The organism is Acinetobacter sp. WCHA55, assembly GCF_002165305.2.
In the GTDB taxonomy this organism is placed as follows: Bacteria; Pseudomonadota; Gammaproteobacteria; order Pseudomonadales; family Moraxellaceae; genus Acinetobacter.
This window is the reverse complement of the sequence record NZ_CP032286.1, coordinates 1,821,973-1,835,498: the sequence shown is the minus strand read 5'-3', so window position 1 is coordinate 1,835,498 and position 13,526 is coordinate 1,821,973. Positions and strand designations below refer to the sequence as shown.

At 41.1% G+C, this 13,526-nt stretch carries 11 protein-coding genes; 9 read left to right on the top strand and 2 right to left on the bottom strand.

Going from position 1 to position 13,526, the window contains the following annotated elements; all coding sequences use genetic code 11:
- The first annotated feature begins 335 nt into the window (after positions 1 to 335).
- The 8 genes from CDG62_RS11715 (at position 336) to CDG62_RS11680 (ending at position 11,273) form a co-directional block, all read left to right on the top strand.
- Positions 336 to 2,120 (top strand): IucA/IucC family protein, encoded by a 1,785-nt coding sequence (locus tag CDG62_RS11715; RefSeq protein ID WP_087528640.1) that lies wholly within the window; start codon positions 336 to 338, stop codon positions 2,118 to 2,120.
- Positions 2,113 to 3,564, top strand: a complete 1,452-nt coding sequence (locus CDG62_RS11710; RefSeq protein ID WP_087528641.1) for a lysine N(6)-hydroxylase/L-ornithine N(5)-oxygenase family protein — start codon at positions 2,113 to 2,115, stop codon at positions 3,562 to 3,564. The genes CDG62_RS11715 and CDG62_RS11710 overlap by 8 nt, the downstream gene beginning before the upstream one ends.
- Positions 3,561 to 5,396: an IucA/IucC family protein gene (locus tag CDG62_RS11705; protein ID WP_087528642.1), complete on the top strand. Its 1,836-nt coding sequence runs from the start codon at positions 3,561 to 3,563 to the stop codon at positions 5,394 to 5,396. The genes CDG62_RS11710 and CDG62_RS11705 overlap by 4 nt, the downstream gene beginning before the upstream one ends.
- Positions 5,397 to 5,423: 27 nt before the next feature.
- The gene (locus tag CDG62_RS11700) at positions 5,424 to 6,068 is read left to right on the top strand and encodes a GNAT family N-acetyltransferase (protein ID WP_087528643.1); all 645 of its coding nucleotides are present in this window, start codon (positions 5,424 to 5,426) and stop codon (positions 6,066 to 6,068) included.
- Positions 6,065 to 6,445: a hypothetical protein gene (locus CDG62_RS11695; RefSeq protein ID WP_087528644.1), complete on the top strand. Its 381-nt coding sequence runs from the start codon at positions 6,065 to 6,067 to the stop codon at positions 6,443 to 6,445. Before CDG62_RS11700 ends, CDG62_RS11695 begins: the two co-directional genes overlap by 4 nt.
- Positions 6,433 to 7,677, top strand: coding sequence for an MFS transporter (locus tag CDG62_RS11690; RefSeq protein ID WP_087528645.1), 1,245 nt, complete (start codon positions 6,433 to 6,435; stop codon positions 7,675 to 7,677). The genes CDG62_RS11695 and CDG62_RS11690 overlap by 13 nt, the downstream gene beginning before the upstream one ends.
- Positions 7,678 to 7,706: 29 nt before the next feature.
- The gene (locus tag CDG62_RS11685) at positions 7,707 to 9,971 is read left to right on the top strand and encodes a TonB-dependent receptor (protein WP_087528646.1); all 2,265 of its coding nucleotides are present in this window, start codon (positions 7,707 to 7,709) and stop codon (positions 9,969 to 9,971) included.
- Between the two features lie 75 nt (positions 9,972 to 10,046).
- Positions 10,047 to 11,273 (top strand): MFS transporter, encoded by a 1,227-nt coding sequence (locus tag CDG62_RS11680; RefSeq protein ID WP_087528647.1) that lies wholly within the window; start codon positions 10,047 to 10,049, stop codon positions 11,271 to 11,273.
- A 19-nt stretch (positions 11,274 to 11,292) separates the two neighbouring features.
- Here CDG62_RS11680 and CDG62_RS11675 read toward each other — a convergent pair whose 3' ends face one another.
- Positions 11,293 to 11,994, bottom strand: a complete 702-nt coding sequence (locus CDG62_RS11675; protein WP_087528648.1) for an LrgB family protein — start codon at positions 11,992 to 11,994, stop codon at positions 11,293 to 11,295.
- Between the two features lie 9 nt (positions 11,995 to 12,003).
- A complete protein-coding gene (locus tag CDG62_RS11670; protein WP_087528649.1) occupies positions 12,004 to 12,420 on the bottom strand; it encodes a CidA/LrgA family protein in 417 nt (138 codons plus the stop codon).
- Positions 12,421 to 12,520: 100 nt separating this feature from the next.
- Here CDG62_RS11670 and CDG62_RS11665 point away from each other — a divergent pair, with 100 nt between their 5' ends.
- On the top strand, positions 12,521 to 13,420 hold the full coding sequence (locus CDG62_RS11665) for a LysR substrate-binding domain-containing protein (RefSeq protein ID WP_087528650.1): 900 nt from the start codon (positions 12,521 to 12,523) through the stop codon (positions 13,418 to 13,420).
- Positions 13,421 to 13,526: the final 106 nt, after the last annotated feature.

The following is a 13,526-nucleotide window of genomic DNA, read 5'->3' as shown; positions in this document are numbered from 1 at the left end:
AGCCCATTCAGGTCATCTGAGTGGGCTTTTTTCAATCTAAGATAGAGAAAATTTATAGTTCAGATCAATTATAAATTCATAAACTATCATTTAAAGCTATGGTGTAATTTCATATACTCTATATTTAAAAAACTGATTAATAATTTAAAATAAATATAAAACAATAATTTATGTTGTTTTTTATGTGGTTTTTCCAAAAGCAAACAAAATTGCAAAGATAAATGATAATAATTACCATTAGCATGTTTTACAGCGTTGGCCAACGTGAACACCTTTAAGAAACATAATTACATGAAATGAGCTTGGAATAAGCTTTTATAAGAGGATATGGTCAGATGAAAGAGCAAGCCAATCGCTTGGCGATGCAACATCTAGTCAATGCATACTCACAAGAAACAGGCAATTCTAATTTGCTTGAGAAGTATCAACAAAACTCAACTCAACTCGCGTTTAGCCAAGGTTTGACGCTGTTATCTTTACCACTCAATTTAATTCAAGCGCAGCTTTTTGTTCCGTTAAGCTATGTCAGCCGTGTTGGGCGGCATCGTATTGCTGCTTTGCCTCAAATTTTTCAAAAAGGTCAGAAGCTTAACTTTAGCTCAGTTGCAATGGTCAGTCTGCTACTAGAAGAGTTGGTTCAGCAAACCCAAGGTCAAGTAGACGCAGCCTCATTATTAGAGCGTTGGATCCAAAGCCGTGATGCTTTACAACAGTTTTTAAATATCCGAGCAGATGATTTTGACGAGCTTGTTCAGGCTGAGCAAAGTTTTATCGCATCTGAACAAGCTTTGATTTTAGGGCATAGCATGCATCCTGCGCCAAAAAGCAGAACAGGCTTTGTACATGAAGACTGGCAGAAATATTCACCTGAAGCCAGAGGACAAACTCAACTTCACTATTGGCTAGTAGCACCCGAATATATTGCTGAAGGAACAGCACTTGAGAACCCTTTTTCAGAACAATTGAAGCAAGAAATTCAATGGCATCTCTCAGAAGCCGAAAGAGTCACGCTGTCTACCTATTCACATTATAAATTATTACCCTTACATCCGTGGCAAGCCCGCTATTTACAAAGTAAAGCGTGGTTTAAACGTTTAAAAACGAAATTGAAAATTATCGACTTGGGTGAAAAAGCATGGCTCTTCTCACCAACAACATCTGTTCGCACTCTAGCTAGTTTTAGTGCGCCGTGGATGCTGAAACCTTCGCTTTCAGTGATGATTACTAACTCTATACGTGTCAACTTAGCCAAAGAATGCCATCGCGGTGAAAAGACGCATCGGCTTTGGCATAGTGAATTGGGCCGAGATATTTTAAAACAATGCCCAAGCCTAAAAGCGGTCAATGATCCTGCATGGATTGCTCTACAGCTAGATGGTGAAATTATTGATGAAACAATCTGTATCGTGCGTGATCAGCCATTTGATCTAAAACAGCAAGTGACATGTATTGCTTCATTATGTCAGGACCATCCTATAAAAGAACGCAATCGTTTTAACGCATTATTTGAGCAAATCGCAGTTCAACACAGGCGAGATGATAAAATACAAATTGCCCACGACTGGTTTAAGGCTTTCTTAAATATCAGTCTGAGCCCACTCATGTACGTTTATCATCGTTATGGTATGGCCTTTGAGTCGCATCAACAAAATGTCTTGGTTGAGTTGAAAGATGGCTGGCCACAGTGGCTATGGCTACGGGACAATCAAGGCTTTTATTATATCGAAGAGTTTGCAACTGAAATTTTACAACAGTTCCCAGAGTTGAATGACAAAGCTCATGCGGTTGGCCCAAAGGCATTTGTTGATGAGCGTTTTAGTTATTATTTTTTTGGTAATACCTTATTCGGCATCATTAATGCCATTGGTGCAACAGGCTATATAAGTGAACACGATTTACTTACAGTGCTTCAGCAATATCTATTGGAGCTTTTAAAACAATATCCAGAGAGTAGTTTAATTCAGAGTTTGTTGTATCAGCAGACTTTACCCTATAAGGGCAACTTGTTGACCCGATTATATGAACTAGATGAATTAATAGCAGCTGTTGAAAATCAGTCGGTCTATATTCAGTTAGCCAATCCGTTATGTATCAAACAAGAGGATGCTCTCTATGCTTGATTTTATTGCGATTGGCCTTGGGCCATTTAACTTAAGCCTTGCCAGTCTGTTGCATGAAAAGACGGAATTAAGCTATCTGTTCTTTGAGAAAAAAGCGCAGTTCGACTGGCATGCAGGTATGCAACTCCCCAATACAGTTTTGCAAGTTCCATTTATGGCAGACCTGGTGTCGATGGTCGATCCGACTAGCCCGTTGAGTTTTTTGAATTATTTAAAAACACAACAGCGCTTATATAAGTTCTACTTTCTTGAACAGCAACACATTCCACGTAGTGAATACAACCATTATTGCCAATGGGTGGCAGATCAACTCAGTCATATTCAATACCAATCAACAGTTAAGGCCATTTATGCTAAAAGTGAAGGTTATGAGGTCGTGGTTGAACAAGGTGGCCGTTTTATCCGTTACTTGTGCCGAAACCTAGTAATTGGTTCAGGTAACTTGCCTTATTTACCTGATTGTTTACATAAGTTACAGCAGCAAGTTCCTGAGAAATGTATTCATTCATCAGACTATTTGACACATCAAAAAGAAAAACTAAAAGGTAATGTCGTGGTCTTAGGTTCTGGCCAGTCTTCTGCTGAGGTTTTCTTGGATTTGTTCGATCAGCAGTATCAACATGATCGTACCAAAATAGCAGACTTCAAGTTGCACTGGCTGACGCGTTCCAATGGCTTTTTCCCGATGGAATATGCCCCTTTGGGGTTGGAACATTTTAGCCCGAACTATACCCAGCATTTTTACACGCTTTCGGAGTCACAAAAAGCTGCGCAGTTACAAGATCAAGCGTTGTTGTACAAAGGTATTAGTGCCAAAACCATACGAGATATTTACCAAAGGCTCTATCACCGTAGTATTGCATCTACCCCGCAAAAAACACATTTGCATGCGCAAATTCAGTTGCTTGATGCTGAGTTGATGGAAAGTCAGCACATCAGATTAAGTCTTGAACATACGGTAACTAAACAGCGCTTCTATATGGATGTTGACTTTGTGGTTGCATCCACAGGTTATTACAGCCCTGAGTTTTCATTTTTGAAATATTTAAAACCTTTGATTGCAACCGATCAAATGGGGCGCTGGAAAGTCAGTCAAGATTATCGTTTACAGCATAGTGCGATGGGCGAAATTTTTGTGCAAAACCAAGAGATGCATAGTCATGGTGTTGGTACACCAGACTTAGGACTTGGTGCATTTCGAGCAGCGACGATTGCCAATCAATTGCTCGGTTATCAGCTCTATGAAATAGGAAGTAATGAGCAGACTTTCCAGCACTTTAAACCTGAGTTAAACCCCGAAGTGTATGTGCAGCATGGCATATCCACTCAGAGGGTATCAGTTTCAGTTCATTCTTTATCCAAGTCCAAAAATACTGAACAGCAAAAAATACAAACAGGTCTACATCCATCTATGACGGCCTATACATTCGAGAAAATAATATGAACTTTGCACAACTTCAAGTGAATCAGAAACAGTGGCGTTCAGCAGGACAGCGTTTAATCGAAATGGCGATTGCTGAATTTTTATATGAAGAAATTATTCAAGTGACTCATTTAAGAGACCACAGCTATCAACTTCTTTTGGATGATCAAAGCTATACCTTTAAAGCTCAGAACTATTTATTGGGACATTGGCAAATTGAGGAGGGTTCGGTACGCGAGTTGGGTGCGGTTGAGGATATTCCTGCATGGAACTTACATACTTTTATTCGCGCCTTTTCAAATCAAACTGAAGTTAAGCCTTTTACTAAGGCGTATTTGATCAAAGAAATGAACAATACATGGTTAGCTGAAGCGCATTTATTTGATGAAAGTCGTTTAAGCAGTGTAGCGGTATTGACCGCATCGCATTATGAAATTGAAGGTATGCTCCGTGGTCATCCGTGGTTAATTATGAGTAAAGGTCGGATGGGTTTTGGTTATGATGACTACTTAAGTGCAGCTCCTGAACTTTCGCCAACTGTAAAAGTACTGTGGCTAGCAGTCCATCGTGATTTAGCAGAGTTCCGTTCTACCAAGGAGTGGCAAGCAGGGACACTTTATCAACATGAGTTAAGTGCAAAAGAACTTGCAAATTTTGAACAAAAATTACATGACAGAGGCTGTTCTTGTCGTGACTATTTCCTCATTCCCGTACATGCATGGCAGTGGCACCAATGGTTAATGCCAACCTATGCCAATGAAATTGTAGATCAGCGTATTATCGAGTTAGGTATTGGAGACGATGACTACGTGCCGATGCAGTCGATTCGCACGCTTTGCAATATTAGTCAGCCTGAGCGGCATTATGTCAAATTGCCTGTCAGTATCTTCAATACGGCGGTATATCGCGGGTTACCGTCTAAACGAAACTTAGCAGCTCCAGCCGTCACAGCTTGGTTAAAGCAGATTCAATCTCAAGATCCAGACTTGAAGCAGTCAGGCGTTGTATTTTTAGGTGAAGTTGCAACTTTGACTATTCATCAGCCTTGTTTCGATCAGATTGAAGGTGCGCCTTATCAGTTTAAAGAACTGTTTGGATGCTTATGGCGTGAAAGTATAGACCCAGTGATTGGAACTGGTGAACAGGCACTTTCTCAAGCGGCTTTATTACATCGTGACATCGACGGACAGTCAATATTAGCTGTGCTGGTTCAGGCCTCGGGTTTGAGTCCATTACAGTGGTTAAAACGCTTTGCCGAAGTATCGGTCACGCCACTCTTAATTTGCTTGTACAAATATGGCTTGGCTTTTTCTCCACATGGGGAAAATACCATGCTGATTCACGCCAATGGCGTACCGCAGAAAATGGTGCTGAAAGACTTTATTGATGATGTCAACTTGGTCGATGAAGACTTCCCAGAGTTGGCAGGTTTACCTATTGAGGGACAAATTTTACTGCGACATCCTGCGCAGGAACTCAGTCATTTTATTTTCACTGGGCTGTTTATGGTGCATTACCGCTATATCTGTAATGTATTCCTACAAGACTATCCTGAGCATAGTGAAGTTGAGTTTTGGCAGACCATTTCATCAGTGATTGAGGCGTTTCATCAGTCGCATCCAGAGTTGGCAGAACGTATTGAAAAATTTGCCATGTTTAGAGCCGAATTTGAAAAAATTTGTTTAAACCGAGTACGTCTATTTACTACTAGTTACAACGACGAAGCAGAACGTCCTGTCCCTGTATTTTTAGATCCAATTGCCAATCCAGTCAGCCCTGAAACCTTAAAACGCTGGTCAGAACAGGTGGCGAAATCAACAGAAGATACAACCACAAAGCGTATCGCATCGTAAAACACTAAAAAATTAGAAGGCTTCCACATGAAAACACTGTCACAGCAACTTCCCGATTTTTATGAATACTATGAGAATGAGACGCAATTTTACTTGCGCCAAGTGCAATACCCCCAGGACTTAGCACTGTTACATAAATGGATGCATGAGCCCCACGTTATACCGCAGTGGCAGCTGAATAAGTCGGAAATCGACCTTGCTGTTTATTTTGAAAAAATGCTGGCTGATGATCATCACCGTTTGTTGATCGTAGGGGTGGATGGGCAGGATGTGGGCTATACCGAAATTTATGAAGGCAAGCGTGACCGCCTTGGGCGTTATTACGATGGCGATGCTTTAGACCTTGGTTGGCACTTACTGTTTGGTGAAAAGTCAGCTTTCGGCAAGGGCTACTTGCGCCCAGTAATGCGCTTGTTGGGTTTTTACATTTTTGAGAATGCGCCATCCGAAAAAATTGTTGGTGAGCCTGACCATACTGTTAAACCTTATGCAGCAGTAGTGGAAGAAATGTGCTATGAGGCACAGCGCCTAATTCCGATGCCTGAAAAAACAGCCATGTTGTATTACTGCTTTAAACATAAATTCTATGAAAAATTTGGAGGGTATTTAACTCATTCAACTGCATTTATGCAAAACCACAACCCACTCAATAGGACTGAGGAATTTACATGAGCTATAGCTCAGAACATATACACATCATGAATATGCGATTTTCGGAGGATGTTACAGTCGCCGAATTTGAACAATGGCTCAGCCAAATTGAACGTTTTTTCTTAAAAAAACAGCACTTTGCTTTGGTCATGCAAACCGACGTTGGTACGGAATTTCCAGAAGAATACCGTCAATTGCAAGCGGCTTGGTACAAAACATACAAACAGCTTTTTTTTCAATATTGCTTGGGTTTAGTCCGAATCGCACAAGACCCGGCAGATCAACAACGACTGAATACACCCGCACTGCATGCTGCGTGGCGGGTGCCTTATTACGTCACGCTTGATCATTCTGATGCACTGCAATGGGCAGTGCAGAGGTGGATATGCAAAACCTAAATTCACAAAGAGCAACACGCCAAATCTCAGCTTTGAGCCTAGCCGTTGTTATTGTTTTATATCTGGCGCATGCCTTGCCTTTGTATTTTTACAATGTGGCATTACCCGCTATTTTGCGACATCAGGGGGTGGATTTACGTTGGATTGGAATGTTGTCACTGCTTTATATTCCATGGGCTTTTAAATTTTTATGGGCACCACTGATTGACCGACTCTATATCAAGAAGTTAGGGAAACGAAAAACATGGTTGCTTTTTACTCAAATAGCATTGGTTCTTGGCGTTCTGGCCTTGGCTTTTACCCAGTTCTTTTACGGATTGATCGTATTTGTTGTGATTGGTTTATGGATCTCAAGCTTTGCTGCGACTCAAGATATTGCTATTGATGGCTATACCGTTGAAGCTTTTTCAGAGTCCGAATACCGTCTAGGCAGTATGGCACAAAGTATTGGGGTCGCTTTGGGGAGTATGTTAGGTGGTGCGGCAACATTATGGTTGTACCAATATTACGGCTGGGAAAGCGCATTGGTGTGTTTAGCAGTCATGACAGCATTGACCATGTTTGCTGTTTTTTACATTCAAGAGAATGCAAGTGAACAGGCGAATATCGCTAAACAAGCTCCAAGCTTAATCCGTGCTTTTAAACGGCCAGAGATTTTATCGGCCTTAGCACTGATTTTATGCTATCGCGTGGTTGAAGCACCTGCAATGGCGATGCTCAATCCGATGCTCATTGACCAAAAATGGACGCTTGCTCAAATTGGGGTGCTGATGTCTGTGATTGGTGCAGGCATGGGTTTGCTCGCTGCCGTTACGGCAGCATTTCTTCTGAAAAAGTTGCAAGCTACTCAGTTGCTTATTTGGGCGGGGTGGTGTCGAACGGTGTTGTATGGAGTGATTGGCGCAGCCATTGTTTTGGGCTGGTTAAACCAGTGGCATTTACTCTTGGGGGGATTTGTGATTGTCATGCTTGCGATTCGTTATGTAGCAATGACTTCACTCTATGCCTATTTCATGCAGAGCAGCTCTAAAGAACAGGCAGGCACGGACTTCACCATTTTGGTGTGTTTTGAGCTGCTGGTTTATTTCATCGGGGGAGCTACATCGGGATTTTTAGCCAAATCACTCGGATATGGCAATTTTTATATGGTATTGGCGGTTGCGTCTGTGGTCAGTGTACTGCTGAGCCAATACATCATTTCACGTCATCAAAAAACTCAACAAAATTTTTGAATCAAGAAAATGAATAAAAGGAAAAAGATATGAGCCGTTTTATGTTACCTATGCAGTTGACTTGTTTAACACTTGCTGTATGTACACAGTTGTATGCACAAGATGATGTCACTACAACATTAGATAGCCAAACAAGCCGTGTTGAAGCTAAACAAAAAGAAGCTACACAACTGGCACCGATTGTGGTGACAGCAACTCGTTCTGCAAAGAGCATTGCGGATATTGCGGGGACAGTTTATAGCATTGATCAAGCTGAAATTGAAAAACAGGCCAATGCAGGAAAGAGTATTGCAGATATCTTGGGAATGTTAGTTCCATCTCTGACACCGAGTAGTGGAACGACCTCAAACTATGGTATGACCATGCGTGGTCGTGTGGTGCAATACATGATTGATGGTGTTCCGCAAACAGGTTATCGCGATGGGTCACGTCAGTTAAATAGCATTCAACCGTCTATGATTGAGCGTATTGAAGTGGTTTCAGGGGCGACCAGTATTTATGGCTCGGGAGCAACGGGCGGGATTATTAATATTATTACCAAACGTGGTGGTCAAGACCCAATTAGCTTTGAAAGCAAAGTTGGGGTGACAGCGGGTAATAACATTAAATCAGATGCTATGGCTTATGAAGCATCACAAAATATTTTGTTTAACCAAGGTGCGCTACAAGGGGCTTTCGGTGCCAGTTATACCACTCGTGGTGAAATTCAGGATAGCCATGGTAACCGTATTGGGCCTGAAGTTGCGCAAACAGACCGTCAAGATACGGATACATTGGATATTAATGGTCGTTTGACTTGGAATATTTCAGATAGTCAAAGTTTGAGTTTTGGTGCTCAATATTTTAATGACGAACAAGACAGCGAATATGGTCCTGACTATGGTCCGAGTTTAGCCTATTTAAGACGTGACCCAACCTATACTGCCAGTCTTGCTGCGGTCAAAGGCATGCAGTTAGAGACCCAACCGCAAACCGAACGCTACGCATTTAATACGCAATATGAAAATCAAAATGTATTGGGGCATACCTTAAATGCTGAAGCGTACTATCGGAATGAGCAAGCACGCTGGTTTCCTTCTGCTCAGGCTATGGGAGGTGGTTTATATCTTGTTTATCAGTCGGAAACAGATATTGATGTTTACGGTGCGCGAGTTGCCTTGCAGAAACAATTTGATTTAAATGGTCGGAAGTTGGGACTCAGCTATGGTATTGACTATGAAAATGAACAAGATGAACAAAATATTCAAATGTACGATAGTGCTGCATTTGTGGCTAGTAACGGTCTAAATTATAAGCCTTTTAATTATTATGCTTTTGGCCCAGATGTCGAAACAGAAAAGTTGGGTACCTTCATTCAAACAGACTTTGATGTGACAGATCGCTTAGGTTTAAAAGCAGGGGTGCGTTATGAACGTGTAGAAAGCCAAGTGGATGAATCAACGCCTTATTTAGAGGCAATTACCGCTGACTTGCAACCAGGCTACCAAGCCAAGACTTTAAATGGCGGTAAAGTAAAGCATGACGCGACATTGTTTAATGTGGGTGCAGTTTATCACTTAAGCGATGCTCAACAAATTTTTGCAAACTTTTCCCAAGGCTCAAATTTACCTGATATTCAACGTATGCTTCGTGATGTACCTGCAAGTTTTACAGTCAACAGCCAAACCATTGACCCAATTAAAGTGAATAACTACGAGTTGGGTTGGCGTGTGCAAGCTACAAATGGTCTAAATGCGGGCATGACCACTTTTTATAATGACTCAGATAAAAGTTTAAAGTTTGGTCGTCCAAACTATACCATTGAAGTTTTAGATACAGATGAGCGCGTTTATGGTGTAGAAGGAAATGCGTCATATCGACTACAGCCAAATTGGACAGTGGGTGGAACCATGGCGTATACCCGTGGACAGTTCAAAAATACTGCTGGGAAATGGCAAGAACTAGACGCAATTCGTGTTGCGCCACTGAAAGGCACAGCATTTTCTGAGTGGCAGTTTAGCAATGACATGAGTCTACGTGTTCAAGCCTTAGCTATTGGTGGTACGGATAAAGCTAAAAAAGATGCTATAAAATATGGCTCAACGGTTCCTGCGGAAATCAAAGGCTTTGCAACGATGGATGTTATTGCCAATGCAAAAGCAGGTCCTGGTACGGTCGGCTTTGGTGTGTATAACGTGTGGAATACAGACTACAAATCAGTCTATAGTCAATCGGTTGAGTCGGTTTATGGGGCTATTTCAAGCTTAGCAGCTCAAGGTCGAACCTATGGTTTGAGCTACACATTAAAATACTAACTGTATGTCTAGAGGTAGCGCTCAGCTACCTCTTAACTTTGTAGTCTCGCCTTAAAATATGGTTCAAATAATAAAATGAATAGCAATAACAATATTTTTATTGCAGGTAGTCTTGCTAATGGCGCCTGTTTCTCAATGATTTTACCTTTGCTTGCGCCCTTTATTCGGCAACTAGGGCTGACTGAGCTGCAAGGTGGTGCATTGGTGTCGGCTGGGGCATTAGTCATGGCAGTTTCTGCTATTTATATCGCTAAGCAAACCCAAAAATTCAGCATTTATCAACTATTAAGTGTTGGTTTCACTGGTATGGCGTTGACATGGGGCTTATTTGCAGGTGTTCTCAGTTACGGGCTGAGTTATTCCATGTCGTTTATTGTTTTGTTTAGCTTACTCATATTGACTCGTGCCAGTACGGGCTTTTTTATGGCAATGCCACAAATTGCACTGCAAAGTTATGTCATGACGACGTTTCAAAGTGAGCAGGAACGTAGCCAGAACATGGCCAAGTTTGGCGCACTAAACAGTATAGGTGTTGTCATTGGGCCTTTGGCGACGACATTATTACTGACATGGAGTATGTTGACACCACTTTGGGGTGCCGTAGCTATTTTAACGGGTATGGCGGTTTGGATTGTACTTGGTTTTCAAGCAAAGCAAGCGCCACAGGTACAGGAACAAGCGGATACTACGGTGAAATTAGACACTCTGCCGACAGAAAAATTGCAATGGTCAAAATTAGGGATTTGGTTGTTGCTGGGTTTTAGCTTATATGTTGCGATTGTCACCCTGAATTTAACCGCTGGTTTTTATATCCAAGATCGCTTCCATTTCGATACCTATCAAAGTGCAATGTATTTTTCTCAGTGTTCATTGATTGTGGGGATAGCACTCGTTTTGATGCAATTGGCGATTTCAAAATGGTTTAAATGGTCAATCAAACAATTACTTTGGGTAGGTCTTGTGACGATGGTTTTTGGTTTAATGCTTTCACTGAGTGCTAGTCAGATCTGGATTTTCCAAGCGGCTTATGTTTTTTATGGCATTGCCGTGGCTTGTTTAATCCCAGCTTTCACCACAGGTGCAGCTCAAACTGCACCAACCACGCTACAAACTAAAATAGCCAGTTTATGTACAGCTACGCAAGCACTGAGTTTTGTTTTTGCACCGTTATTAAGTACAGGCTTATATCAGTGGAAGCAGCATTTACCCTATTATTTTCTATTGGCGTTGATGACGGGGCTAATGCTGTACTTTAGCTTTAAACACATACAAGCAAACAAGGATCTCAGTAGCGTGGCATGAGATCCTTGATCAAGGATGCTTAACCAAGAAGATAAACGACAGCATGAATTAAACTTGGGCCAAACAGCACCATGAAAATACCGGCTAAAACCATACTGAGACAAGCCGCGACACCTTCTTCTTTATGACGTCTGAAAGCAGTACTGGTACCAAAACCATGTGCGGCACTACCCAAGGATGCACCTTGAGCAAATTTAGAATCCAGTTTTAGAACAAGCAATACGCTGTTAGCCAAGAGGCCACCAATGATACCCGTAATCACGGTGAATAAAATCACCAGTTCGACTGAGCCTCCGACGGCTTGCGTGACTTCCATGGCAAAAGGGGTAGAGATAGAGCGGCTCATCAAACTATAACTGGTCACAGCATCGAAATGGAACAAACGTGCCAAGTAAAAGGAGCTGATTACACCAACCAACATACCCACGATAATGCCTAAAGCAATCGAAAAAGCATGCTGCTGAATGACTTTGCGATATTCATAGATTGGGATGGCAAATGCGACCGTTGCAGGGCCTAACATCCAGACCAACCATTTGCTGTAGTACATATAGTTGTCATACTGAATGTTGAAAATTACTAGACATAAAATAATCAGACAAGGAATAAAAACCGCTGGTGAAAGCAACACATAAGGGTATTTCTGATAAAACTTTTTACCCCAAAGATAGGCCAGTATAGTTCCTATAAAACAGATTAAGGCAACGAAATGAATATGCATGATCGTTCCTTATATTTGACTATTTAGCTGAGGTGACTGTTTCGGCTTTTTTTGAAATTTAGCTTCAAGCTTAAAGCCCAATAAAACACAGTAAGCAGTACAGGTCATGACGCAAATAGTCCCAAGGAAAATGGATAAAACCAGTTGCCAACCTTGGGTGAGAAAAAGATGCTTATATTTGATTAAGCCAATAATACAGGGAATGAAAAACAACAACAGTTCAGCTAAAAGCAAATCCGAACCCGATTTAATCCAGTCCAGTTTAAATAGACCAGTTAACAGAATAATAAGCAAAAGCGTGAGACCCACAACCCCACCTGATACTGGTAAAGATAGGGCGGCTTGTATCAGCGTTCCGAGATACCAAATCCCAATCAACAAGCCTACTTGAAGAGTAGAACGATAAGGCAATTTGAACGAACGCATTGGAAGACCACAGAGTATAAGTTGTTGGTGTTATTTTAAGTTTGACCTCATCTTATAATTATGAATAATAAAATAATAATTATGCTTAATTGGAATAATTTTGGATTTTAAAGCGCTAAAAATATTTGTGCAACTGGTGAAAAGTCACAGTTTTAGTCTTGCAGCGGAGGAGCTATCTGTGACTCAACCCACTATTAGCAAATCTTTAAAACAATTAGAAGACGAGATAGGACTGCCTCTATTTCATAAAGGTGAAGCAGGGCGCAAGCGAGAAGTCAAACTGACCTATATGGGAGAACAGGTTTATCTACATGCTGTGCAGATTTTGCAGCAGGAGCAACAGATTTTTGAAGCGGCGGATCAAATTCGTGGGCTGAAACAAGGTGTGCTGAAATTGGGGTTACCACCTTTAGGTTCAGTACTACTGAGTTCTTTAATCGTTAAGTTTCACAAATTGTATCCCAACATTGAATTGAACTTTTTAGAAGTCGGTGCAACAGGCATTGAAGAAGCCATTTTGGCTAAAAAAATTGACGTTGGGATTTTATTGGGCGAGTTAAAACCCAGCATTCAAGGTATTCAAATTATAGATTCACCGTTGTATTTGCTTTCCAACTACGCTTCACAGTGGAGAAAGCGCGATGTGGTGCAATTCGCTGAACTCAAAGAAGAGTCGTTTTTACTATATGCAGACACCTTTAGTTTAAACCATGTGATTCTAGATGCTGCAATGGCGGCTGGTTTTGAACCTAAAGTGTTATGCAAAAGTAGTCAGTGGGACTTTATTGCCAAAATGGTCGAGTCAGGTGTCGGTATTGCTTTATTACCACAAATTTATTGTGAGCAGTTAGATCGCGCAAAATTCAGCGTTAGTCTAGTGGAACAGCCAAGCTTGCGGTGGAACTTAAATATGGCATGGAATTCTACAGTTGTGATGAATCCTGCAACTCGTGCATGGTTATCGATCATTGATGAATATAAAGATCAAATTCATTTTTAGATGTCTTGTTTTTAGAAATACTTTATTAAAAAATGACCATTATTGTTACAATTGGGTTACCCAATATTACTTAATAACTACAAAAAAATGTCTTAATACTAATTTT

Excerpts from the sequence above, each read along its gene's own strand:
- CDG62_RS11715 (WP_087528640.1), top strand. The coding sequence starts at position 336 with ATGAAAGAGCAAGCCAATCGCTTGGCGATGCAACATCTAGTCAATGCA.
- CDG62_RS11705 (WP_087528642.1), top strand. The coding sequence starts at position 3,561 with ATGAACTTTGCACAACTTCAAGTGAATCAGAAACAGTGGCGTTCAGCA.
- CDG62_RS11695 (WP_087528644.1), top strand. The coding sequence starts at position 6,065 with ATGAGCTATAGCTCAGAACATATACACATCATGAATATGCGATTTTCG.
- CDG62_RS11700 (WP_087528643.1), top strand. The coding sequence starts at position 5,424 with ATGAAAACACTGTCACAGCAACTTCCCGATTTTTATGAATACTATGAG.
- CDG62_RS11685 (WP_087528646.1), top strand. The coding sequence starts at position 7,707 with ATGAGCCGTTTTATGTTACCTATGCAGTTGACTTGTTTAACACTTGCT.
- CDG62_RS11710 (WP_087528641.1), top strand. The coding sequence starts at position 2,113 with ATGCTTGATTTTATTGCGATTGGCCTTGGGCCATTTAACTTAAGCCTT.
- CDG62_RS11680 (WP_087528647.1), top strand. The coding sequence starts at position 10,047 with ATGAATAGCAATAACAATATTTTTATTGCAGGTAGTCTTGCTAATGGC.
- CDG62_RS11690 (WP_087528645.1), top strand. The coding sequence starts at position 6,433 with ATGCAAAACCTAAATTCACAAAGAGCAACACGCCAAATCTCAGCTTTG.
- CDG62_RS11670 (WP_087528649.1), bottom strand. The coding sequence starts at position 12,420 with ATGCGTTCGTTCAAATTGCCTTATCGTTCTACTCTTCAAGTAGGCTTG.
- CDG62_RS11675 (WP_087528648.1), bottom strand. The coding sequence starts at position 11,994 with ATGCATATTCATTTCGTTGCCTTAATCTGTTTTATAGGAACTATACTG.